The following is a 21335-nucleotide window of genomic DNA, read 5'->3' on the forward strand; positions in this document are numbered from 1 at the left end:
AATTACTCCTTGTCCGCCAGATTGACCACGCGGTTGGAGCGATCCACCGGTCGCACCTGTTGTCCTTCGAGAAGCACATGAACCCCGGCGGCTACCACCCAGTCACTGGCGTTCAGGCCTTCGAGCACCGGCACGGTTTTTTCGCCGAAGGCACCGACCCGAACCGGGACTTTCTTCAACGTGTTGTTGGCCCCGAGCACCCAGACAAAAGTGGCACCGTTTTCAGCGGTAACGGCGGATAGCGGAACCGAGAGGGCAATCACCTCGGCGGTCTGGATGAAAACCCGAGCGCTCTGACCGAGCTCGGCAGGCACCTTGCCGGCGGTGAAGGTGATACGCGCAGCGAACGTGCGCGACTTCGGATCGGCCGCGGGCGACAACTCGCGGATGCGCCCGGCGAAGCGCTGATCAGGTTGCGTCCACAATTCCACAGTGACTGCCTGGCCGACTTTGAAGCGACCGAAACTCTGCTCCGGCAAACTGATCAGCACTTCACGCTCACCGTCGGTGGCCAAGGTAAACACCGTTTGCCCGGCGGCCACCACTTGCCCGACTTCAACCGCACGTTTGGCCACCACACCGTCCTGAGGGGCACGCAGCACGGCGTAACTGGCCTGGTTGGTCGAGACATTGAATTCGGCTTTGATTTGCTTGAGGCGCGCTTCACCGGAGCGGTAAAGGTTTTCGGCATTGTCGTACAGCGAACGGCTGACCATCTGACGGTCCATCAGCGTTTTATAACGGTCCCGCTCGGCCCGCACCAGGCTCAAGTTGGCTTCGGCAGCGGTGACCTGCGCACGGGTCGCTTCCAGTTGCAGGCGTACGTCCTGCGGATCGAGTTCGGCCAACGGCTGATCGGCCTTTACCCGTTGCCCCTCTTCGACCAGCCGTCGGCTTACTTTGCCACCGATGCGGAAGGCCAGTTCCGGCTCATAGCGCGCTCGCACTTCACCGGGGAAACTTTCCATCGCCTGGGCGGACGGCTCCGGTTGCACCACCATTGCCGGTCGGACGCTGACCTGAGGTGCCTCCTCATGCCCGCACGCAGACAATAAAAAAGCCAGACCGACTGGCAACGCGAGGGGCGAGGCATAGCGGAACATGGTGACGGACCTTTCGCTAATGGTGCTTGGAATAATTATACTGGCCAGTATGTTATTAATAGCAAACTCACCAGTCCAGTATTAAAAGCGAATAATGTCGAACAATCTTCCAACCTCGAATGGTCCGGGACGCCCCAAGGATCTGGCCAAGCGCCAGGCGATCCTCGATGCGGCGAAAATTCTCTTTCTGACCAAGGGTTATGCGAGCACCAGCATGGATGCCGTCGCCGCCGAGGCCGGCGTGTCGAAGCTGACCGTCTACAGCCATTTCAACGACAAGGAGACCTTGTTCTCAGCCGCAGTTGTTGCCAAGTGCGAGGAGCAATTGCCTAAGTTGTTCTTCGAATTGCCCGACGGGATCAGCGTGGAAGCGGTGCTGATCAATATCGCCCGAGGCTTTCACCAGCTGATCAACAGCGACGAATCGGTGAACCTGCATCGGTTGATGATGGCCTTGGGTAGCCAGGATCCGAAGCTGTCGCAGATTTTTTTCGAGGCGGGGCCCCAGCGCATGCTGCAGGGCATGGAGCGGCTACTGAGCAAGGTTGATCAGATTGGCGCGCTGAGCATCGACAAGCCGCACAACGCTGCCGAACATTTCTTTTGCCTGCTCAAGGGTGCGGCGAATTTTCGCTTGTTGTATGGCTGCGGCGAACCGTTGACCGGGGCGGCGGCCGAGAGCCATGTACAGGAAGTGGTGTGGTTGTTTATGCGGGCTTATCGACCAGCGTCAGCCTAATAACTTTCGGTCGTCCCGGCTGGCCCCTTCGCGAGCAGGCTCGCTCCCACATTTGATCTTCACTCGACACACATCCAGTGTGGGAGCGAGCCTGCTCCGGGCGGCGTTCCGACGAGGGAGGCGACGCGGTCTCAGGGCTTCAGCGCCTTCTTCGGATAAATATCATACCGACTGGATTTGCCATCCAGCGCATGGCTCGGTTTCGGCCCGGCAATGCACGGCGCCTTGCGCGGTCGCTTGACTACCACTCGGTGGCTGGCCAGCGCCAGCGCAGCTTCAAGCAAGGCCGGCGCGTCCGGGTCATCGCCCACCAGCGGTCGAAACAGGCGCATTTCCTTCTTCACCAGCGCAGTTTTCTCACGGTGCGGGAACATCGGATCGAGGTAGATCACCTGCGGCGGCTCCCCTTGCCAGTTGCGCATCACCTCGATCGAATTGCCCTTGAGCAAACGCATCCGCGCCACGATCGACGCCACCTCGAAATCTTCGGCGCCGCGCGCCAACCCGTCTTCGAGCAAAGCACCGATCAGTGGCTGACGCTCGATCAGGCTCATCTCGCAACCGAGACTCGCCAGCACGAACGCATCTTTGCCTAGCCCCGCCGTAGCATCCAGCACCCTTGGACGCACGCCCTGCGCGATGCCGACAGCTTTGGCAATCATCTGCCCGGTGCCACCGCCGAACAATCGTCGATGCGCCGCGCCACCCTCGACGAAGTCCACCCGCACCGGCCCCGGGGCGTCCGGTCCCAGTTGCTGCAGTTGCAAACCCTGCTCACCCACCTGCAAGGCAAATTCGCTATCGGCGACCTGCAGCGGCAGATTCAGGCACGCGGCCCACTGCTCGGCCTGGGGCTGAAATGCCGCGCTCAGGGCTTCGACATGGATGCGGCAAGCCGCCGGTTGCTCAATCATGGGAAAACACGCTCAAAAAATTAATGATCGGCAAAAACGGCCGATAACAAAACTAACGAGCATTTTGCCAGAGCTGGGCGTCGACCGATAAAAATGTCAGACATTCAACCAACATTCACAGGCTTCATTTCGCCCTACGGCGATTACAGCCTGCGAAATACCCAAGCACTGAGCGGTGTCAGTCACCTGTGGCAAGATTTCTTTGCCCGGGCGCTGGCCGAGCAGTCGGGGGATGTGCTGCCCAAATCGCTGAACTTTCCGCCCGTTGATGTTGAAAGTCCGCAAGAACCCACCGTCGGCAGCGAGTTGCTGGCGCATATCGTTTCGCAACGCGAATGTAACGTGACCGAAACCCCGGTCAAGCCGCCTGAGCCGTTGTTCCTGCCAATTGCCGAATTTGAGATGGACCTGGCCGACAAGCCTTTCCCACCGTTCCCGGCCGACGAGATCGTTGCTCAACAGAAGCAACAGGACTTCGAAAGCAGCTGGGTTCGCCCGATCGTGCTCACTCACGGCCAGCCAATGCCAGTACCTGGCGCGGCACCGCAACCACGTTCGCTGCACCTGCCGATCGCAGAATTCGAACTGGATCTGCTCGACAAGCCGTTCCCGCCGTTCTCGTCCGAAGAACTGGTGGAACAACAGAAGAACTTCGATTTCGACATCGGCTGGGCGCGCCCGATCGTGCTGCAGAACCTGCGCATCGCCGCCTGAACCTCAACGACAGACCGACCACGGCCCGACATCGAGATGAAAGTGATTGCGATGAGCGGCGTTGTAATCCGGGCTCAGCACCACACTGAACGTGTCACAGGCGCCTTGGCGAACCTGGCGTAGAAACTTCGCGTCCTGATTATCCTTCGGCCAGTCCTTCAGCACATTGATAACGCGGCCGTCGGCCAGGCGAAAACCGGCGATGTCCAATGCGTCCGCGCTGGCATGCTGACTGCGCCGGCCGTTCTCACGACCGTAAACGTTGCGGCAGGCGAAGCTGCCCAGATGATCGACACGGCTCACCGATTGGCCGTAAACAGCTTGAGCCGCCGGTTGCAGGGCGTGACGTTCGAACAGCGCAAACGACACCGCCAGGCGGCAGCTGGCAAGGAAGCTGCTGCTCAGCCCGACCTCGCCTCCCTGCACGCGCAACGTGTTAATCAACGGGCATTTCGCGTCAGGGCTGTCGGCCTGACGGGACACGCGTAACCCGGCCGTGCTCAGGACCTGATCGCACAGTTGCGGGTCGGCGCGCAGCCGCATCAATTTGTAGCGCGTCAGAAAGTTAGGATCCGCCCTGACGTCCAGCGGTGCCCACGGATTCCACTGCGGCGGCAGCGTGACCCAGCCTCGCCAGACGCTCAATGTTGCGCCGCCAATGATCAATACCATCAGCCATAGGCCCCAACGAAACCGCATCTTCAGCCCTTGAACAATTGATTGGCCTGCGCGAAAGGCATTGAGCGCGAGGTGAAGCCGAAGGTGCCGGACGTCTTGACCTCTTGGGCGGCGCGAAAGAACTCGCCATACGCGGCCAGCGCAAACGCAGACCCGACGCTGATTCGTTTGACGCCCATTTCACTCAACTGCTCGACCGTCAGTTTCAGCCCGCCGGACATCAGCACGTTGACCGGTTTGGGTGCCACGGCACGCACGACCGCCAAAACATCTTCAGCACTTCGCAGCCCCGGCGCGTACAACACATCAGCGCCGGCGTCGGCAAATGCCAGCAAGCGGCGAATGGTGTCGTCCAGATCAGGATTGCCGTGCAGGAAATTCTCGGCCCGCGCCGTTAGCGTAAAGGGCAATGGCAAGCTGCGGGCGGCGGCGACGGCGGCTTCGATGCGCGCAACGGCGTGCTCGAAACAGTAGATCGGTGCGTCTTCGCGGCCCGTGGCGTCTTCGATCGAACCGCCAACGGCCCCTGCATCCGCAACGCGCAAGATACTCTGTGCGCATTGCGCCGGGTCATCGGCGAAGCCGTTTTCCAGATCGACTGCCACCGGCAGATCGGTGGCGGCGACGATGGCCCGAACATTGGCCAACGTGTCGTCCAGCGTCAGGCCGCCATCTGGTCTGCCCTGAGAAAAGGCGTAGCCGGCGCTAGTGGTCGCCAATGCCTCGAAGCCAAGGCTGGCGAGCATTTTTGCCGAGCCGGCGTCCCACGGGTTGGGAATGACAAATGCCCCGTCGCGCTCGTGCAGGGCTTTGAACGCTTGGGCTCGAAGGGTTTGCGCATCCATTGGCAGGCTCCTGAAGAAGGGACGGGGACGCCTCAGAGCAAGCCAAGTTGTTCGGCGGCGGGCTCTCTGTATAACTCAGGCAGCGGCGGCAGGCCAGGCAAACGCAGCATCAGTTGTGCGTGGAAACGTTGCGCGAGTTTCGCTGCGAACAGATTGTCGGAGGTGTGCAGGAAGATGTAAGGCGTGCGCCCCTCTTCGATCCATTCGGCGAATTTCTGCAGCCAGGGCTCGAGGAATGGATCATTGGCTTCCAGCTGCGGATGGCCGATGAAGCGCACCTGCGGAAACTGCGTGAAGGCCGCCGGACGTGGCGGCACTCGGGGTTTCTGTGATTGCGCGTGCAGCACGGCGGCGTCGGTCGATGTGCAGCTGAACAGTGCGCGCGGGTCCAGGCAAATGCGTTCGACGCCACGCTCAAGCAACAGCCGATTTAGCGCGCGCTCGGCGTCACCCTTGGCGAAAAATTCATCGTGGCGTACTTCGACGGCCAGGGGTCGGTCAACGGCTTCGATGAACGCCGCCAGTTCGGGCAAGCGTTGCGGCGTGAAGCCTTTCGACAGCTGCAACCACAGCGGCGACACGCGAGCGCCCAGTGGACTGAGCAAGTTAAGGAATGTTTCGGCGGCGGTCATTTGTTCGCGCAAATCTCCGCCGTGGCTGATGTCGCGGGGAAACTTGGCGGTAAAGCGAAAATGCTCCGGCATGACCTCGGCCCAACGCTGCACGGTGGACGCAGCCGGGCTCGCGTAGAAAGTCGTATTGCCTTCCACGGCATTGAATATTTGCGAATAGAAACCGAGGAATTCTGCAGGCTTTGCATCAGGCGGATAAAGGTAATCACGCCATGCGTTTTCACTCCACGACGGGCAGCCGAGGAAGTAAGGCAGCACCGTCAGATGTACAGGTCGAGACCCAGCACATCCGCATCCCAATCGACAAAACCGGCGGTGCTGAGGTAGCTGGCCAGTGCCATCGCGACGCTCTTGCTCATGGCGCGGTGATAAAGCATGTCTTGCTGACGGGCCGGGAGGTTGCTCAGGCGTTGCGCGGAAGCCTTGGCGGCACGAGCGGCCATTTGCTCTTCGGAGGGAAATTCCAGTTCGCCATCGATATCAATGGAGTCGTCCTCGACCACACGCCCTCTGGCAGGCTTGCGCTTGATGGGGTAGGACTGGGAGGAAAGGCCGTCTATACGCATAACGTCAAGGCTCGGTATCAATGATGGCAGTTTAGTGGCGCGCAGCACACTTCGCAAACAGCCGAGTGATAACTAGAACACAGAAATACGAAAAGGTTTAAAAACGGGGGGAGAAACTGACGATTGGCGTTGGATGTGAGTCCGCCATCGCGGGCAAGCCCGCTCCCACAAGGTCTGTGTCGTTCACCAATTTGCGGTCGACTCGAAACCTGTGGGAGCGGGCTTGCCCGCGATGGGGCCGACTCGGTCTGCCAGATCAACGCGCTTTCGGGGTTGCCACTTTATCGCGCAGATAAACCGGCTGAGCGTCATCTGCGACGATCGCTTCGCCGCGCTCCCAGGCAAATCGCGCCAGGGTCAGCAAGTCTTCGGCATGCGGCAACATCGCTGCATCCTGGCCACTCAGATTGACGGCGATGCGTTCGGCATACCCCCAACCGGTGCCCGCACCGAACCATTCGCCGCTGGTATCGGCGGGCAGTCCTGCCGCTTCCGGTGGCAACACTGCTTCATTGCCGACCAGACGCATTTCCCCGTCCGTTTCGCGGTAGCAGCCCCAATACACTTCATCCATGCGCGCATCGATGGCGGCAGCGACCTGGCTGACACCGTGTTCGCGATAAGCCCGCTGCGCCAGCACGGCAAGGTTTGATACCGGAAGAACCGGACGATCCAGCGCGAACGCCAGCCCTTGCACCACGCCAACCGCAATTCGCACCCCGGTAAACGCGCCCGGTCCACGGCCGAATGCAATCGCATCCACCGCCTGCAATGTGGTGCCAGCGTCGGCGAGCAGTTGCTGGATCATCGGCAACAACTTCTGCGCGTGCAGGCGCGGGATCACCTCGTAATGGCTCGTAACCTTGCCGTCATGCAGCAAGGCAACGGAGCAAGCTTCAGTCGCGGTGTCCAGGGCCAGCAAGGTGCTCATCGATGTTTCCACAAGAAAGGTCAGAAAAAGTGCGCCAGTATAAACAACTACGGCCCGCAAGCGGGCCGTAGAAGATCAAGCGATATTCAGCTCAGCGCTTCGAGCACCTTGCCGGTGATCGCTTCAACGGAGCCGACGCCTGCAATGTGGCTGTACTTCGGCTTGCCATCAGTCGCAGCGGAGAGCTTCTGGTAGAACTCAACCAGCGGTTTGGTCTGCGAGTGATAGACCGACAAGCGATGACGCACGGTTTCTTCAGTGTCGTCCTTGCGCTGCACCAGTGCTTCACCCGTGATGTCGTCTTTGCCGGCCAGTTTCGGCGGGTTGTAGACGGTATGGTAAACGCGACCGCTGGCTTCGTGCACACGACGACCGGCGATGCGCTGAACGATTTCTTCGTCATCGACGGCGATTTCGACAACGTGGTCCAGCTCCACACCGGCATCAACCAGCGCTTCGGCCTGCGGAATGGTGCGCGGGAAACCGTCGAAGAGGAAACCATTGGCGCAGTCGGACTGAGCGATACGGTCCTTGACCAGTGCAATGATCAGATCGTCGGAGACCAGACCACCGGCATCCATGATGCTCTTGGCCTTGATGCCCAGCTCGGTGCCGTTCTTGACCGCAGCACGCAGCATGTCGCCGGTGGAGATTTGCGGGATGCCGAACTTTTCGGTGATGAACTTTGCCTGAGTACCTTTTCCGGCCCCGGGAGCTCCCAGCAGAATGACGCGCATCGATGTGCTCCTCAAATTTTTATATAGATAACAACGGATTCGCCTCGTGGGGCGAATCTAAAAAAACAGGGTCGTGACCGCCCAAACGGCCAAAGGCTGATCAAGATACACAGCAGGCCCGGACCACACAAGCCGCCGAAAGTCGGAGAAACCCGCGCCTTGCGTGACCTTGCGAGGGGGTGCACCAAGTCGCAACCCCATCATTAACTGTCGCTTGGCAGTACTTCCCGCGCCAATTGAAAACGGCACTTGAGCCCATTACCGAGTGCCGCGCGCGCCCAGCGAAACCTTAGCCGGTATTTCGCAATCCAGCGGCAATCCCCGCCACAGACACCAGCAACGCCTGTTCCACGGGGCTGCCCTGCGCGACTTCCTGCTGCCGCGACCGCGCCAGCAACTCAGCCTGCAATAGATGAAGCGGGTCGAGGTAGGTGTTGCGCAGGCGGATGAATTCCAGGGTGTCGGGACTGTGCGCGAGCAGTTGCGACTGGCCAGTCAGCCCAAGCACGACAGCGCACGCCTGCGACAATAGGTCGCGTAAATGCGCACCTAAAGGCAGCAGTTCCGGCTCGACCAGACGCTCATCGTAGGACTGTGCGATATCGGCGTCGGCTTTGGCCAGGACCATTTCCAGCATGTCGATGCGCGTGCGGAAGAACGGCCACTGCTCGCGCATCTGCCCCAGCAGTTCGCCTTCACCGCGGTCCAGCGCCTTGCTCAGCGCCGCTTCCCAGCCGAGCCAGGCCGGCAGCATCAAGCGAGTCTGGGTCCAGCCGAAAATCCACGGGATCGCCCGCAAGCTCTCGATGCCGCCCGCGCGACGCTTCGCCGGACGACTGCCAAGTGGCAAGCGCCCCAACTCCTGCTCGGGCGTCGACTGGCGGAAATACTCGACGAATTGCGAATTTTCCCGCACCACGGCGCGGTAAGCGCTGACACCGTCTGCCGCCAATTCGTCCATCAGATGCCGCCATTCCGGCTCGGGTGGCGGCGGCGGCAAGAGCGTCGCTTCAAGGACGGCCGCCAGGTAAAGATTGAGGTTCTGCTCGGCGATGTCCGGCAGGCCAAATTTGAAACGAATCATTTCCCCTTGCTCGGTGGTGCGGAAACGCCCCGCGACCGAACCCGGTGGCTGCGACAGAATCGCCGCGTGTGCCGGACCGCCACCACGACCCACGGTGCCGCCGCGACCGTGGAACAGCAGCAGTTCGACTTGCTGCTCGCGGCAAATATCGACCAGACGCTCCTGCGCCCGGTACTGCGCCCACGCCGCCGCCGTGGTGCCGGCGTCCTTGGCCGAATCCGAGTAACCGATCATCACTTCCTGCGGCCCCTGCAGACGCGTGCGATACCCCGGCAGCAGCAACAGTTTCTCGATAACCGGGCCCGCGTTATCGAGGTCGGCGAGGGTCTCGAACAATGGCACCACGCGCATCGGTCGCAATACGCCGGACTCTTTGAGCAGCAGTTGCACGGCCAGCACATCGGAAGCGGCGCCCGCCATGGAAATCACGTAGGAACCCAGCGATGCAGCGGGTGCCGCTGCGATTTCGCGGCAGGTGGCGAGCACTTCCGCGGTATCGGCAGACGGTTTGAAATACGCCGGCAGCAATGGCCGACGGTTATTCAGTTCGCGCGATAGGAAGTCGATGCGCTGCTCTTCGCTCCAGTCTTCGTAGCGACCCAGCCCCAGATAGTCGGTGATTTCGGTCATGGCGGCGCAGTGTCGAGTCGAATCCTGGCGCACATCGAGGCGCACCAGGAACAGGCCAAACGTCACAGCCCGACGCAAGCAATCGAGCAGCGGTCCGTCCGCGATCACGCCCATGCCGCATTCGTGCAGCGACTGGTAACACAGCTCGAGTGGATCAAGCAGGTCGCGATTGTCTTGCAGCACATCGGCGCTGACGGCGGTGGCTGTGCTCAGGGAGGCGTGAGCCCAGCTACGCGTGGCGCGCAGGCGTTCGCGCAGCTGTTTGAGTACCGCGCGGTAGGGCTCGGCGCTGTCCCCGGCCTTGGCTTTGAGCGCGTCGCTGGCCTGCTGCATCGATAATTCGGCCGCCAGGTGATCGATATCGCGCACGAACAAATCGGCGGACATCCACCGCGCCAGCAGCAGGACTTCACGGGTAACGGCAGCAGTCACGTTCGGGTTGCCGTCACGGTCGCCGCCCATCCACGAGGCAAAGCGAATCGGCGCCGCCTCCATGGGCAAGTGCAGACCGGTAGCGTCGTGCAGGGCCTTGTCGGCCTTGCGCAAATAGTTCGGGATCGCCTGCCACAACGAATGCTCGATCACCGCAAAACCCCATTTGGCTTCATCGACCGGAGTCGGCCGGGTGCGGCGGATTTCTTCGGTGTGCCACGCTTCTGCAATCAAGCGCTGCAGCTTTGTCTGGATCTGCTCGCGTTCGGCGCTGGTGAGGTCGCGATGATCCTGCGCGGCGAGTTGCGCGGCGATGGCGTCATATTTCTGGATCAGCGTGCGACGCGCCACTTCAGTCGGATGCGCAGTCAGCACCAGGTCGATTTCCAGTCGCCCCAATTGCCGGGCCAGCGACTCGGGTTTATGCCCCTCGGCCAGCAGACGCGCGAGCAGCTCCGGCAACACGCGCGTTTCGAACGGCGCCGGCTGCGACTCTTCGCGCCGGTGAATCAATTGATACTGCTCGGCGATATTGGCCAGGTTGAGGAACTGGTTGAACGCACGCGCGACCGGCAGCAATTCTTCCTCGCTCAGTTGATTGAGGCTGGCGCTCAGCTCCGCGTCCATCGAACCACGACGGTCCGCCTTGGCGCCCTTGCGGATCTGCTCGATCTTGTCGAGAAAGCCATCCCCGTACTGTTCACGAATGGTATTGCCCAACAGCTCACCCAGCAGGTGAACGTCCTCGCGCAAGCGTGCGTCAATATCGGTCATCAGCAGTTCTCCAGCGAAAAATCCGGTCAGCCAAGACCTCAAAGAGTGCCGTCCCGGGCCGCTTCTTACAAGCAAACGACGAAGGGACTTTAAACCCTTGGCGTTAAAGCTAGTCTCAAGGGTAAGCCACACAACGGCTTTAGCCGGCCAGATGCCGGACATTCACAGGGCCTGCCACGAGCAGGAGCGCCATGAGGTCATTATGAAAATCCGCGAACTTGCCCAGCATTGGGAAGAAAACGCCAAGGGTCGATTGACCGACACCGGGTACACGATTCATCTGGACATGGAAGCGGCTGCCCGGCTGGCGGCCATTACCGAGATGTACCCCAAGCGACACCCGGAAGAACTGCTCGGCGAATTGATCGGCGCGGCGCTGGAAGAGCTGGAAAAAAGCTTTCCGTATGTGAAGGGTTCGACGGTTGTAGCCACTGATGAGGAAGGCGATCCGCTGTACGAAGACGTCGGTCCGACGCCGCGTTTTCTCGCGCTGTCCCGTCGGCATCTGCATGATTTGGTGTCGGGGGACGATTAGAAGCACTGATTGCGTCCGACCTCAATTGTAGGAGCGAGCTTGCTCCTGCAGGGGTGTGTGATCGCCCAAAAATCTCACTCGAATTTCCCCGCGCGTACCCCTTCCCATCGTCAAAGTTCCCGACATAGGGCCTTGTCCAGTTGGTCGGAATTTTTTTCAGGCGATTGGCCATACTTGCTGAACTTTTGAAAAACGTCTCGGGTCACAGCCATTAACCACGCCTGGGACGACCGTTTCAAAATACCCCGGAAAATAACGGTTGCGGCTCCACACCCAGGATGGATTTTTTGTTTTTCAGGAGTTATCACAATGGAGTTGAAAACCATGAAGACCCCAACTGCCAAATCCTCGTTTACTTCACTGCGCGGTTTGAAGCTGGCAGCCTTGGCACTCGGCAGCACCTTCGTACTGGCCGGTTGCGCCGGCAACCCGCCGAGCGAGCAATACGCTGTCACCCAATCGGCAGTCAACAGCGCCGTCAGCGCTGGCGGTACCGAGTTTGCAGCGGTGGAAATGAAATCCGCTCAGGACAAACTCAAGCAGGCCGAACTGGCCATGCACGACAAGGATTACGAACAAGCGCGCATTCTGGCCGAACAGGCTGAGTGGGACGCTCGCGTTGCCGAGCGCAAAGCTCAAGCGATGAAAGCCGAACAGGCTGTGAAGGATTCCCAGAAAGGGGTTCAGGAACTGCGTCAGGAAAGCCAGCGCACCGTGCAATAAGCGCTCTGCTGCGACGTACTTCTTATTCGACTTAAAAGGACGAAACCAACATGCGTAAACAATTGATGATCCCTGCCCTGCTGGCCGCAAGTGTTGCACTGGCTGCCTGCTCGACGCCGCCTAACCAGAATCTGGAACAGGCCCGTACCAACTACAGCGGTCTGCAAGCCAACCCGCAGGCGAGCAAAGTTGCGGCGCTGGAAACCAAAGATGCCAGCGATTATCTGGACAAGGCCGACAAGGCTTATCTGAACAAAGAAGACGAGTACAAAGTTGATCAACTGGCTTATCTGACCAATCAGCGCGTAGAAGTGGCGAAACAGACCATCGCCCTGCGCACCGCAGAAGCCAACTTGAAGGATGCATCGGCGCAACGTGCCCAGGCGCGTCTGGACGCTCGTGATCAGCAGATCAAGCAGCTGCAGGACAGTCTGAACGCCAAGCAGACCGATCGCGGTACCGTGGTGACTTTCGGTGACGTACTGTTCGCCACCAACAAGGCTGACCTGAAATCCAGCGGTCTGGTGAATATCAACAAACTGGCGCAATTCCTTCAGGAAAACCCGGACCGCAAAGTGATTGTCGAAGGCTATACCGACAGCACCGGCGCGGCTTCGTACAACCAGTCGCTGTCTGAGCGCCGCGCAAACTCCGTGCGCATGGCTCTGGTGAAAATGGGCGTTGATCCAGCGCGCATCGTTGCTCAGGGTTACGGCAAGGAATACCCGGTTGCTGAAAACAGCAGCGTTTCGGGTCGTGCAATGAACCGTCGTGTAGAAGTGACCATTTCCAACGACAACCAGCCCGTGGCGCCGCGTTCGTCTGTTAGCTCGAACTAAGCTCCACGCTGGAACACAAAAGCCCCGCCTGAGTCGATCAGGCGGGGCTTTTTGTCATGATCAAAAGATCGCAGCCTCGTTTCACTCGACAGCTCCTACATTGGATTGCGTTCTCCTGTAGGAGCTGTCGAGTGAAACGAGGCTGCGATCTTTTCGGCCGCGCTAGGGTTGCAACTTCTGCGGGGTTTCTTCGCCCATGCAGCGCACGGCTCTTTTCTTGTTGTTGATCAACACGCCGCTCAGCCCTTTCTGTTCAGTGTCGAACATCACCAGCACGCCATCGACGCATTGCGCCACTTGTGCCGCCGGCTCCACAGATACTTTGTAGTCTTCGCCCGGCACGGTCTTGAGCATGGTGAAGTCGCTGAGCAACAGCGCGTCTTCAGGCTTGGCAAAGTGCAGGTAACCGTAAAACCACAGGGCACCGACGGTGCCGAGGATGCTGCAGATACCGGTGATGATCAGCGGGATGGCGTTGCGTTCTTCAGTCATTGCGGACTCTCTGGTGATTCGTTTACAGGATTCGATGGCGCCGGGTAATTGGGGATTTCACCCAGTCGGCGCAAACCGTCGAAGTGCTGCGGATCGTCGAGATAACGCAGCATGACTTTGCGCCAGACCGGGTCGGCGAATGTTTGCACATGACCGCCACGGGTCAGTTGCAGCACTCGCGGGGGCGGCGCAGCTTGATACAGACGGATGCCATTGGAAAGGGGCACGATCGGATCGTCGATGCTGTGGTAGATCAGTTTCGGCACGCCGTTGAGCTGCGCCATGGAATTGATCGCGCTGTCGCCGTCCGGCACCAGCCAGGACAGCGGCACTTGCAGTGGCCAGGTCAGCCAGGAATTGCTCAGGGCGAAACGACCGATGCTGCGGTAACTGGCCGGGACGCCATCGAGCACGAACGCCTTGAGTTGCTTTTGCCGTTGCGGGTGCTGCACCAGGTAGTGCACGGCCATCGAACCGCCAAGGCTCTGGCCGAGCAGGATCAGCGGTTTGCCTTTGACCTGCGGCGCCTCATCGAGCCATTTGAAGGCCGCGTCGATGTCCTGATAAATCGCCGGCAAGCTCGGTTGGCCTTCGGACAAACCGTAACCGCGATAATCAATCAGCAACACCTGATAGCCTTCTTCCGGCAACCACCCACTGCCGCCCAGGTGCATCGGCAGATTACCGCCGTTGCCGTGCAGGTGCAGGACCGTGCCTTTGACGTCGACGCCTTGTTTGGCTGGCAGCCACCAGGCGTTGAGCTTGAGGCCGTCAGCGGTGATCAGGGTGACTTCGCGGTATTCGAGTTTGGCTTTCGCGGGAGTGAAGAGTTGGCCGGGCTCGGGGTAGAACAGCAGCGAGCTGCAGCCGCTCAAGGTCAGGAATAGGCAGAGGATGCCGAGGATTCTCATCCGGTGAAACCTCGCAAGAAGATGAACTGAAATACAACTCCCTGTAGGAGCGAGCCTGCTCGCGATAGCGGTGTATCAGGCAACATCAATATTGAATGTCAGTCCGCTATCGCGAGCAGGCTCGCTCCTACAGGGTGATTTGTGTTTTACAAAATGTTGGAATAATCCGCTTCGATCCGGTCCAGGCTCAGGTGGTTGAGGAAGTTGGAGAAGCACATCCACGCCGACAGCGCGTTCATGTCGCGGAATTGTTCCGGCAGGTACTTGGGCGCCACCACCAGACCTTCATCGACCAACTGGCGCAACGTGCGCATGTCTTCCAGTGTGGTCTTGCCGCAGAACAGCAGCGGCACCTGCTCCAGTTTGCCCTTACGTACGGCCAACTGAATGTAGTTGTAAACCATGATAAAGCCTTTGAGGTAGGACAAGTCTTTGGTGAATGGCAGACCGGTCGGCACCGAACCGCGGAAAACCCGACTGGCGTTTCCGTAGCTTTCCGCCATTTCAAAACCCTGCTCGCGGAAGAATTCGAAGATCTGCAGGAAGTCTGCGCCCTCCTCGACCATGTGAATGGCGCGGGTGCGGTTGGTGAGTTTGCGCAAGCGACTCGGGTACGAGGCGAAGGTGATGATTTCCATCAGGATGGCCAGGCCTTCCTGGGTCACCGTCGAGGATGGCGGCCCTTTGGACAGGAAGGTGCAGATCGGTTGATTCAAACCGTTCAGCGTGGTGCCGACATGCACCAGCCCTTCGTGGACTTCGAGGGCGCGGACGTCGCGCTCGTTGAACATCGCGTCGGTGCGAATCTTGATGTAGTCGGCACCGGCCGCCGCGTCGGCGACGATACCGTCAGACTCGAACACGCGAATGGTCTCTTCCGCCTCCCCGAACACCCTACTCAAGCGGGTCTGCAACATATTCACGGCGTCCTTGGCAGTGAGGATTTTCGGCTCGTCCTTCAAATCGCCGCGACCGTCGATGTTATTGAGGTAATCGGAAAGCATCAGGCCCAGGTCGGACAGCGTCGGATCGCCGGCATGAAACGCATCGGAAGCAGCGCCGTACAACTCTTGAGAGATCAGGCCGAAATCTTCCGTGCCGCGCGCTTCGAGCATGCGCACCACCATCCGGTATTCCTTGCACATGCGCCGCATGATCTGGCCGACCGGGTTAAACTGGCCAAGCTGACGGGTGATGTCACGCTCGATGTTCTGAAATTCCAGTTTCACTTTGCTGGAGTCGAACGCCAGAGGACGGTTGAGGTAGTAATCGCGGTCGACAGCCGGCATTTCCTTGCCCTTGGCCTTGAGGAAACCCTTGCGGATGCTGTCATCCCATTTGACCGCGTCGAGGACGCGTATCGGCGTCTGTGCCAGCACAATGCGATCGGACAAAATGCGTATCGTCTGCTGGTAATCGTCCACCCGAAACTCCTGTAGAAAAACCGTTATTTGGCTTTGGTCTGGCGCTGATAGCGCACGGCTTCAACGAACACGTCGGAATTGGCCGGGTTGTCGAGGTACGCGAAAACCTGATCCATCGCGGTGTTGACCAGTACGCCGTCGCCGTCGTCGGTCTGAAAGCCTTCGCCGCTGAGGACGTTCTGCCCCATGGCCTGATTGATCTGCTCGAGGTCGAGGTTGTAGACCACCAGTTCCTGCTTGTCAGTGAGTTCGAAACCGGCAATCGTGAAGTGCCCGCCGAACTGCGCCGGAACCTTCGCCGACAGATACCAGCGATTGCCGTGGCGCGAAACGGTGAAGGGATAGGCTTCGCGCTCTTTGGGTTTGGCTCTGAAGTAACTGACGGCCTGGTAGCGATTGTCGCCAGTGCGCGTCAGTTCAAGATTCATCGGCTCGCCCCAGGCGTTGGTGCTGGTCCACTGGCCGAGCAAACCTTTGGGCGCGGGGTCGCTGGCGGGCAACGGCTCGCGAAAGGTCACCAGACAGCCACTGAGCAGCAGGAACGACAGGGCGATCACAGCGACACGCCAGGTTTTCATTCTTTACTCCCTATGAACACGACGCCAACTCACATGAACCTGTAGCAACTGCCGAAGGCTGCGTTCGGCGACGAAGTCGTCATAAACCTGCGTCCGCGCTGGTTGATCCAATATTCAGATTGCGACCGCAGCGCGGCCGAACGCAGCCTTCGGCAGCTGCTACATGGATCTCGCTCAACTTATACCGACGCCAGCACCAGGTGCATATAACGCGTGAGAGTGCCGAGCATTTCCGCTTCGGCCCCAGGCTCGGCGTCATTGAGCAGGCCCTGATATTCCATCCGACCGATTATCGCCGTCAACACCTTGGCATCCTGTTGTGGCTCCCGGGAGCCCAATACCTGAAACAGCTGACACGTGCCCTGCAGCAAAATTTGCTGATGTGAACGCACCAACAGTGCCAGACGCGGGTTCAGCAGCGCTTCCTGACGGAACGCCTGTTCGGCCATCAAGTGCTCGCGCCGGCTGATCAACTGCCGGTGCACATAGTCCGCCATCAGCTGCGCAATGTCGTCCGCCAAACGCGACCGCGACTCGGGGCTGCCATCGCCGCTGACCACCATCTCGCGCAGCAGGCCTTCGTTGTTCACCCACAACTTGGCCATATAGGCTGCGCTGCGCTCAACATATTGGGCGAAGGTATCGGTGAGCAAGTCATCGATATCCTTGAAATAGTAAGTCGTTGCCGACAGCGGCACAGCGGCTTCGGCAGCTACCGCACGGTGGCGCACGGCGCGCACGCCATCACGCACGACGATCCGCATGGCGGCATCGAGAATATCCTGTCGCCGCTGCTCGCTGCCCTGTCGGCTGGCCTTGCGACCCTGGTACTGAACACTTTCAGCGACCGCAGTGGCGATGCCTGCTGCACCTTCTTGAGCAATTGCAAGGTTCACGACCGCTATCCCTCTCTCAACTTCAAAAGTAACCAATTGATACGTTTGTACCAGACGCGCAATAAAAAGCCGCCTGTTATAGGCGGCTTTTTGTTTGAAACACTTACGCTTGCGGCCGCATGTGCGGGAACAGGATCACGTCGCGAATCGACGGGGAGTTGGTCAGCAGCATTACCAGACGGTCGATGCCGATGCCTTCACCGGCGGTTGGCGGCATGCCGTATTCGAGTGCGCGGACGAAATCGGCGTCGTAGTGCATCGCCTCGTCATCACCGGCATCCTTGTCGGCCACCTGCGCCATGAAGCGTTCTGCCTGATCTTCCGCGTCGTTCAACTCGGAGTAGGCGTTGGCGATTTCACGGCCGCCGATGAACAACTCGAAGCGGTCGGTGACGTTCGGGTTCTCGTCGTTGCGGCGCGCCAATGGCGACACTTCGAATGGGTACTGGGTGATGAAGTGCGGCTGCTCGAGTTTGTGCTCGACCAGTTCTTCGAAAATCATCACCTGCAATTTGCCCAGACCTTCGAAGCCCAGCACCTTGGCGCCGGCCTTCTTGGCGATGGCGCGAGCCTTGTCGATGTCAGTCAGGTCGTCGGCGGTAAGCTCAGGGTTGTACTTGAGGATCGAGTCGAACACCGACAGACGCACGAACGGCTCGCCGAAGTGGAACACTTTGTCGCCGTAAGGCACGTCGGTGCTGCCCAACACCAGCTGCGCCAGTTCACGGAACAGTTCTTCGGTGAGGTCCATGTTGTCTTCATAATCGGCGTACGCCTGATAGAACTCCAACATGGTGAATTCAGGGTTGTGACGAGTCGAAACGCCTTCGTTACGGAAGTTGCGGTTGATCTCGAACACTTTTTCAAAACCGCCAACCACAAGCCGCTTGAGGTACAGCTCAGGCGCGATGCGCAGGAACATTTCCATGTCCAGCGCGTTGTGGTGAGTCTCGAACGGCTTGGCCGCCGCGCCACCGGGGATGGTCTGCAGCATCGGTGTTTCGACTTCGAGGAAGTCGCGCTGCATCAGGAAGCTGCGGATGTGGGCGATGACTTGCGAACGGACGCGGAAAGTCTGACGCACGTCTTCGTTGACGATCAGGTCGACGTAACGCTGGCGGTAGCGCTGTTCGGTGTCGGTCAGGCCGTGGTGCTTGTCCGGCAACGGGCGCAGGGATTTGGTCAGCAGGCGCACGTTGGTCATTTCAACGTACAGGTCGCCCTTGCCGGAGCGCGCCAGAGTGCCTTCGGCGGCAATGATGTCGCCCATGTCCCAGGTTTTCACCGAGGCCAGGGTTTCTTCGGACAGGGTCTTGCGGTTGACGTAAACCTGGATGCGCCCGGTCATGTCCTGGATCACCATGAACGAGCCACGGTTGAGCATGATGCGACCGGCAACCTTGACCGGGATTGCAGCTTCCGCAAGCTCTTCCTTGGTCTTGTCCGCGTACTGTTTCTGCAACTGACTGCAGTAGTTTTCGCGGCGGAAGTCGTTCGGGAAGGCATTGCCCTTGGCGCGCTCGGCAGCCAGCTTTTCCTTGCGCAGGGCGATCAGGGAGTTTTCTTCCTGTTGCAGGGCTTGCGGGTCGAGTTCTAGGTCGCTCATGTCTTTAAATATCCATCAGGTTCGTTGTCCCCGGCCTGTGGCCGGGGATCGCCAGCAAGCCGGCTCCTACAGGGGGGATCGATGTGTGGGTTACAGGCCTTGTTTCAGGCTTGCCACCAGGTATTCGTCGATATCGCCGTCGAGCACCTTGTCACAGTCGCTGCGTTCGATGTTGGTGCGCAGATCCTTGATCCGCGAGGCATCAAGCACGTACGAACGGATCTGGTGACCCCAGCCGATGTCCGACTTGGTGTCTTCCAGCGCTTGCGAGGCGGCGTTGCGTTTCTGCACTTCCTGCTCGAACAGGCGCGCCCGCAACATTTTCATCGCGGTGTCTTTGTTGGCGTGCTGGGAGCGTTCGTTCTGGCAGCTGACCACGGTGTTGGTCGGTACGTGGGTGATCCGTACGGCCGAGTCGGTGGTGTTTACGTGCTGACCACCGGCACCGGAGGAGCGGTAGGTGTCGATGCGCAGGTCCGACGGGTTGATGTCGATTTCGATGTTGTCATCGATTTCCGGCGACACGAAAACGGCCGAGAACGAGGTGTGACGACGGTTGCCGGAGTCGAACGGACTCTTGCGGACCAGACGGTGCACGCCGATTTCGGTACGCAGCCAGCCAAAGGCGTACTCGCCCTTGATGTGCACGGTGGCGCCTTTGATACCGGCGACTTCACCGGCCGACAGTTCCATGATGGTCGCGTCAAAACCGCGTTTGTCAGCCCAGCGCAAATACATGCGCAACAGGATGTTGGCCCAGTCCTGAGCCTCGGTACCGCCAGAGCCGGCCTGGATGTCCAGGTAGGCGTTGTTGGCGTCCATCTCGCCGCTGAACATGCGCCGGAATTCGAGTTTTTCCAGCGACTCGCGCAGACGTTCGACTTCGGCAGCGACGTCATCGACGGCGGCCTGGTCTTCTTCTTCGGCGGACATCAGCAGCAAATCTTTGGCGTCGGCCAGACCGCTGTGCATTTCGTCGAGGGTATCGACGATCTGTGCCAGCAGCGACCGCTCGCGGCCCAGTTCCTGAGCGTACGACGGGTTGTTCCAGACAGCCGGATCTTCAAGCTCGCGATTGACTTCAGTCAGACGCTCATGCTTTTGATCGTAGTCAAAGATACCCCCGAATAGTTTCGGAGCGCTCGGACAGGTCCTTGATACTGTTAAGGATCGGGTTGATTTCCATGGCGGGCAGCACTCGTTGGCGAACTTTTGAAAGCCGGCGAGTATACCGTAATCAAGCTGTCACGGCAGCCCGCCTGGCGGCTTTACCAGCGAATGGATTCGAGCGAGCGACGATGCTCTTGTAGCAGCTGCCGAGCCCGCGAGGCTGCGTTCAACTTGTAGCAGCTGCCGAGCCCGCGAGGCTGCGTCGGCTGCGAAGCAGTCGTAAAACCAGACACTACGGTCTCCCAGGCAAACCGCGTGTACAGGATTGGCGAGGACTGCGTCCTCGAACGCAGCCTCGCAGGCTCGGCAGCTGCTACATACGGGCGCATTCACAAATGCGCATTCACAAGGGCGCGTTCAAAGGCGCATTCCAAGTGCCTTAGGCAATGCCCACCTGATTGCGCCCATTATGCTTGGCCAGGTACAGCCCCTTGTCCGCCGCCGAAATCAGCTGCCGGCAGTCGCTGCCCTGTTGCGGGACGATCGTCGAGAGGCCGATGCTGATGGTCAGGCTGGATCCTTCAATCGGCGAAATATGCGGAATCTTCAGCGCCGCCACCGACTGGCGTAACTTCTCAGCCACCAACCGGGCGCCACCCGGCGAGGTATTGGGCAAGACCAGCGCAAACTCTTCGCCGCCATAACGCGCCGGCAAATCCGACGGCCGTGCGCTGGCGTCGCGAATGGCGGTCGCCACTTTACGTAACGCCTCATCGCCTTCGAGATGGCCAAAACTGTCGTTATAGGATTTGAAATAATCCACGTCGATCATCAGCAATGACAACTGACTCTGGTCGCGCAAGGCGCGGCGCCATTCCAGCTCCAGGTATTCGTCGAAATGCCGGCGGTTCGACAGCCCGGTCAGGCCATCCGAGTTCATCAGGCGTTGCAGCACCAGATTGGTGTCGAGCAACTGCTGCTGGCTGACCCGCAACGCGCGGTAAGCCGCATCTCGCTGCAAAAGGGTCATGTAGGAACGCGAGTGATAACGGATGCGCGCCACCAGCTCGATGTTGTCCGGCAGTTTAACCAGATAATCATTGGCCCCGGACGAGAACGCCGCGCTCTTGATCAGCGGGTCTTCCTTGGTCGACAGAACGATGATCGGAATGTCCTTGGTCGCCGGGTGGTTGCGGTACTCGCGCACCAGGCTCAGGCCATCGAGCCCGGGCATCACCAGGTCTTGCAGAATCACCGTCGGCTTGATGCGAATCGCCTGCGCCACCGCCTGATGCGGATCAGCGCAAAAATGGAAATCGATATTGGCTTCGCTCGCCAGCCCGCGGCGCACCGCTTCGCCGATCATGGCCTGGTCGTCCACCAGCAACACCATGGCGGCGTTTTCGTCAGTCTTGATGCCGTCGAATTGCAGATCATTCATG

At 59.7% G+C, this 21335-nt stretch carries 22 protein-coding genes; 5 read left to right on the forward strand and 17 right to left on the reverse strand.

From position 1 onward, the window contains the following. Nucleotides 1-2: 2 nt before the first annotated feature. A complete protein-coding gene (locus ACYZTS_RS01870; protein WP_461993608.1) occupies nt 3-1103 on the reverse strand; it encodes an efflux RND transporter periplasmic adaptor subunit in 1101 nt (366 codons plus the stop codon). Between the two features lie 94 nt (nt 1104-1197). Here ACYZTS_RS01870 and ACYZTS_RS01875 point away from each other — a divergent pair, with 94 nt between their 5' ends. Further along, nucleotides 1198-1842 carry a TetR/AcrR family transcriptional regulator gene (locus ACYZTS_RS01875; RefSeq protein WP_461993610.1) on the forward strand — a complete coding sequence of 215 codons (645 nt, stop codon included), beginning with the start codon at nt 1198-1200 and terminating at the stop codon, nt 1840-1842. A 131-nt stretch (nt 1843-1973) separates the two neighbouring features. On the opposite strand, the gene ACYZTS_RS01880 is transcribed toward ACYZTS_RS01875, so the two are convergent. Further along, on the reverse strand, nt 1974-2756 hold the full coding sequence (locus ACYZTS_RS01880) for a class I SAM-dependent methyltransferase (protein WP_461993612.1): 783 nt from the start codon (nt 2754-2756) through the stop codon (nt 1974-1976). A gap of 93 nt (nt 2757-2849) precedes the next feature. Here ACYZTS_RS01880 and ACYZTS_RS01885 point away from each other — a divergent pair, with 93 nt between their 5' ends. Then, nucleotides 2850-3470, forward strand: a complete 621-nt coding sequence (locus ACYZTS_RS01885) for an energy transducer TonB (RefSeq protein WP_461993614.1) — start codon at nt 2850-2852, stop codon at nt 3468-3470. Nucleotides 3471-3473: 3 nt separating this feature from the next. Here the strand turns inward: ACYZTS_RS01885 and ACYZTS_RS01890 are convergent, their stop codons facing one another. The 7 genes from ACYZTS_RS01890 to ppc form a co-directional block, all read right to left on the reverse strand. After that, the gene (locus tag ACYZTS_RS01890) at nt 3474-4169 is read right to left on the reverse strand and encodes an extensin-like domain-containing protein (RefSeq protein ID WP_461993616.1); all 696 of its coding nucleotides are present in this window, start codon (nt 4167-4169) and stop codon (nt 3474-3476) included. A 2-nt stretch (nt 4170-4171) separates the two neighbouring features. Further along, entirely contained in the window at nt 4172-4993 is an 822-nt protein-coding gene (locus ACYZTS_RS01895) for an isocitrate lyase/PEP mutase family protein (protein WP_461993618.1), read from the reverse strand. Nucleotides 4994-5025: 32 nt separating this feature from the next. Beyond that, complete coding sequence (locus ACYZTS_RS01900) at nt 5026-5883, reverse strand: DUF72 domain-containing protein (protein WP_461993620.1); 858 nt, start codon at nt 5881-5883, stop codon at nt 5026-5028. Nucleotides 5884-5885: 2 nt separating this feature from the next. Next, nucleotides 5886-6191, reverse strand: coding sequence for a hypothetical protein (locus tag ACYZTS_RS01905; RefSeq protein WP_028622582.1), 306 nt, complete (start codon nt 6189-6191; stop codon nt 5886-5888). A gap of 256 nt (nt 6192-6447) precedes the next feature. Next, nucleotides 6448-7122, reverse strand: coding sequence for a tRNA (adenosine(37)-N6)-threonylcarbamoyltransferase complex dimerization subunit type 1 TsaB (gene tsaB / locus ACYZTS_RS01910; protein ID WP_461993622.1), 675 nt, complete (start codon nt 7120-7122; stop codon nt 6448-6450). 86 nt (nt 7123-7208) lie between these two features. Then, nucleotides 7209-7859 carry an adenylate kinase gene (gene adk, locus ACYZTS_RS01915; RefSeq protein ID WP_028622584.1) on the reverse strand — a complete coding sequence of 217 codons (651 nt, stop codon included), beginning with the start codon at nt 7857-7859 and terminating at the stop codon, nt 7209-7211. A 289-nt stretch (nt 7860-8148) separates the two neighbouring features. Beyond that, a complete protein-coding gene (gene ppc, locus ACYZTS_RS01920) occupies nt 8149-10779 on the reverse strand; it encodes a phosphoenolpyruvate carboxylase (protein ID WP_461993624.1) in 2631 nt (876 codons plus the stop codon). A gap of 202 nt (nt 10780-10981) precedes the next feature. Here ppc and ACYZTS_RS01925 point away from each other — a divergent pair, with 202 nt between their 5' ends. The 3 genes from ACYZTS_RS01925 to ACYZTS_RS01935 all read left to right on the forward strand — a co-directional run bounded on the left by ACYZTS_RS01925 (nt 10982) and on the right by ACYZTS_RS01935 (nt 12876). Beyond that, a complete protein-coding gene (locus ACYZTS_RS01925; RefSeq protein WP_028622586.1) occupies nt 10982-11314 on the forward strand; it encodes a hypothetical protein in 333 nt (110 codons plus the stop codon). 309 nt (nt 11315-11623) lie between these two features. Then, a complete protein-coding gene (locus tag ACYZTS_RS01930) occupies nt 11624-12037 on the forward strand; it encodes a DUF4398 domain-containing protein (protein ID WP_461993626.1) in 414 nt (137 codons plus the stop codon). 50 nt (nt 12038-12087) lie between these two features. Further along, on the forward strand, nt 12088-12876 hold the full coding sequence (locus ACYZTS_RS01935; protein WP_028622588.1) for an OmpA family protein: 789 nt from the start codon (nt 12088-12090) through the stop codon (nt 12874-12876). 162 nt (nt 12877-13038) lie between these two features. On the opposite strand, the gene ACYZTS_RS01940 is transcribed toward ACYZTS_RS01935, so the two are convergent. From ACYZTS_RS01940 to ACYZTS_RS01975, 8 genes are all read right to left on the reverse strand, one after another. Continuing rightward, nucleotides 13039-13368 (reverse strand): hypothetical protein, encoded by a 330-nt coding sequence (locus tag ACYZTS_RS01940; RefSeq protein WP_461993628.1) that lies wholly within the window; start codon nt 13366-13368, stop codon nt 13039-13041. Next, nucleotides 13365-14279 carry an alpha/beta hydrolase gene (locus tag ACYZTS_RS01945; protein ID WP_461993630.1) on the reverse strand — a complete coding sequence of 305 codons (915 nt, stop codon included), beginning with the start codon at nt 14277-14279 and terminating at the stop codon, nt 13365-13367. Before ACYZTS_RS01945 ends, ACYZTS_RS01940 begins: the two co-directional genes overlap by 4 nt. 146 nt (nt 14280-14425) lie before the next feature. Continuing rightward, nucleotides 14426-15703: a flavohemoglobin expression-modulating QEGLA motif protein gene (locus tag ACYZTS_RS01950; RefSeq protein WP_028622591.1), complete on the reverse strand. Its 1278-nt coding sequence runs from the start codon at nt 15701-15703 to the stop codon at nt 14426-14428. A gap of 23 nt (nt 15704-15726) precedes the next feature. Continuing rightward, on the reverse strand, nt 15727-16281 hold the full coding sequence (locus ACYZTS_RS01955; protein ID WP_461993632.1) for a hypothetical protein: 555 nt from the start codon (nt 16279-16281) through the stop codon (nt 15727-15729). A 179-nt stretch (nt 16282-16460) separates the two neighbouring features. After that, the gene (locus ACYZTS_RS01960) at nt 16461-17165 is read right to left on the reverse strand and encodes a TetR/AcrR family transcriptional regulator (protein ID WP_081832500.1); all 705 of its coding nucleotides are present in this window, start codon (nt 17163-17165) and stop codon (nt 16461-16463) included. A gap of 115 nt (nt 17166-17280) precedes the next feature. After that, entirely contained in the window at nt 17281-18783 is a 1503-nt protein-coding gene (gene lysS / locus ACYZTS_RS01965) for a lysine--tRNA ligase (protein ID WP_028622594.1), read from the reverse strand. A 90-nt stretch (nt 18784-18873) separates the two neighbouring features. Next, a protein-coding gene (prfB, locus tag ACYZTS_RS01970; protein WP_461993634.1) for a peptide chain release factor 2 occupies nt 18874-19969 on the reverse strand; the annotation gives its coding sequence in 2 pieces (ribosomal slippage) (nt 18874-19896 and nt 19898-19969; 1095 coding nt in all). A 363-nt stretch (nt 19970-20332) separates the two neighbouring features. Beyond that, entirely contained in the window at nt 20333-21334 is a 1002-nt protein-coding gene (locus ACYZTS_RS01975) for a response regulator (protein WP_028622596.1), read from the reverse strand. Nucleotide 21335: the final 1 nt, after the last annotated feature.

It is taken from the genome of Pseudomonas sp. TMB3-21 (genome assembly GCF_054898145.1).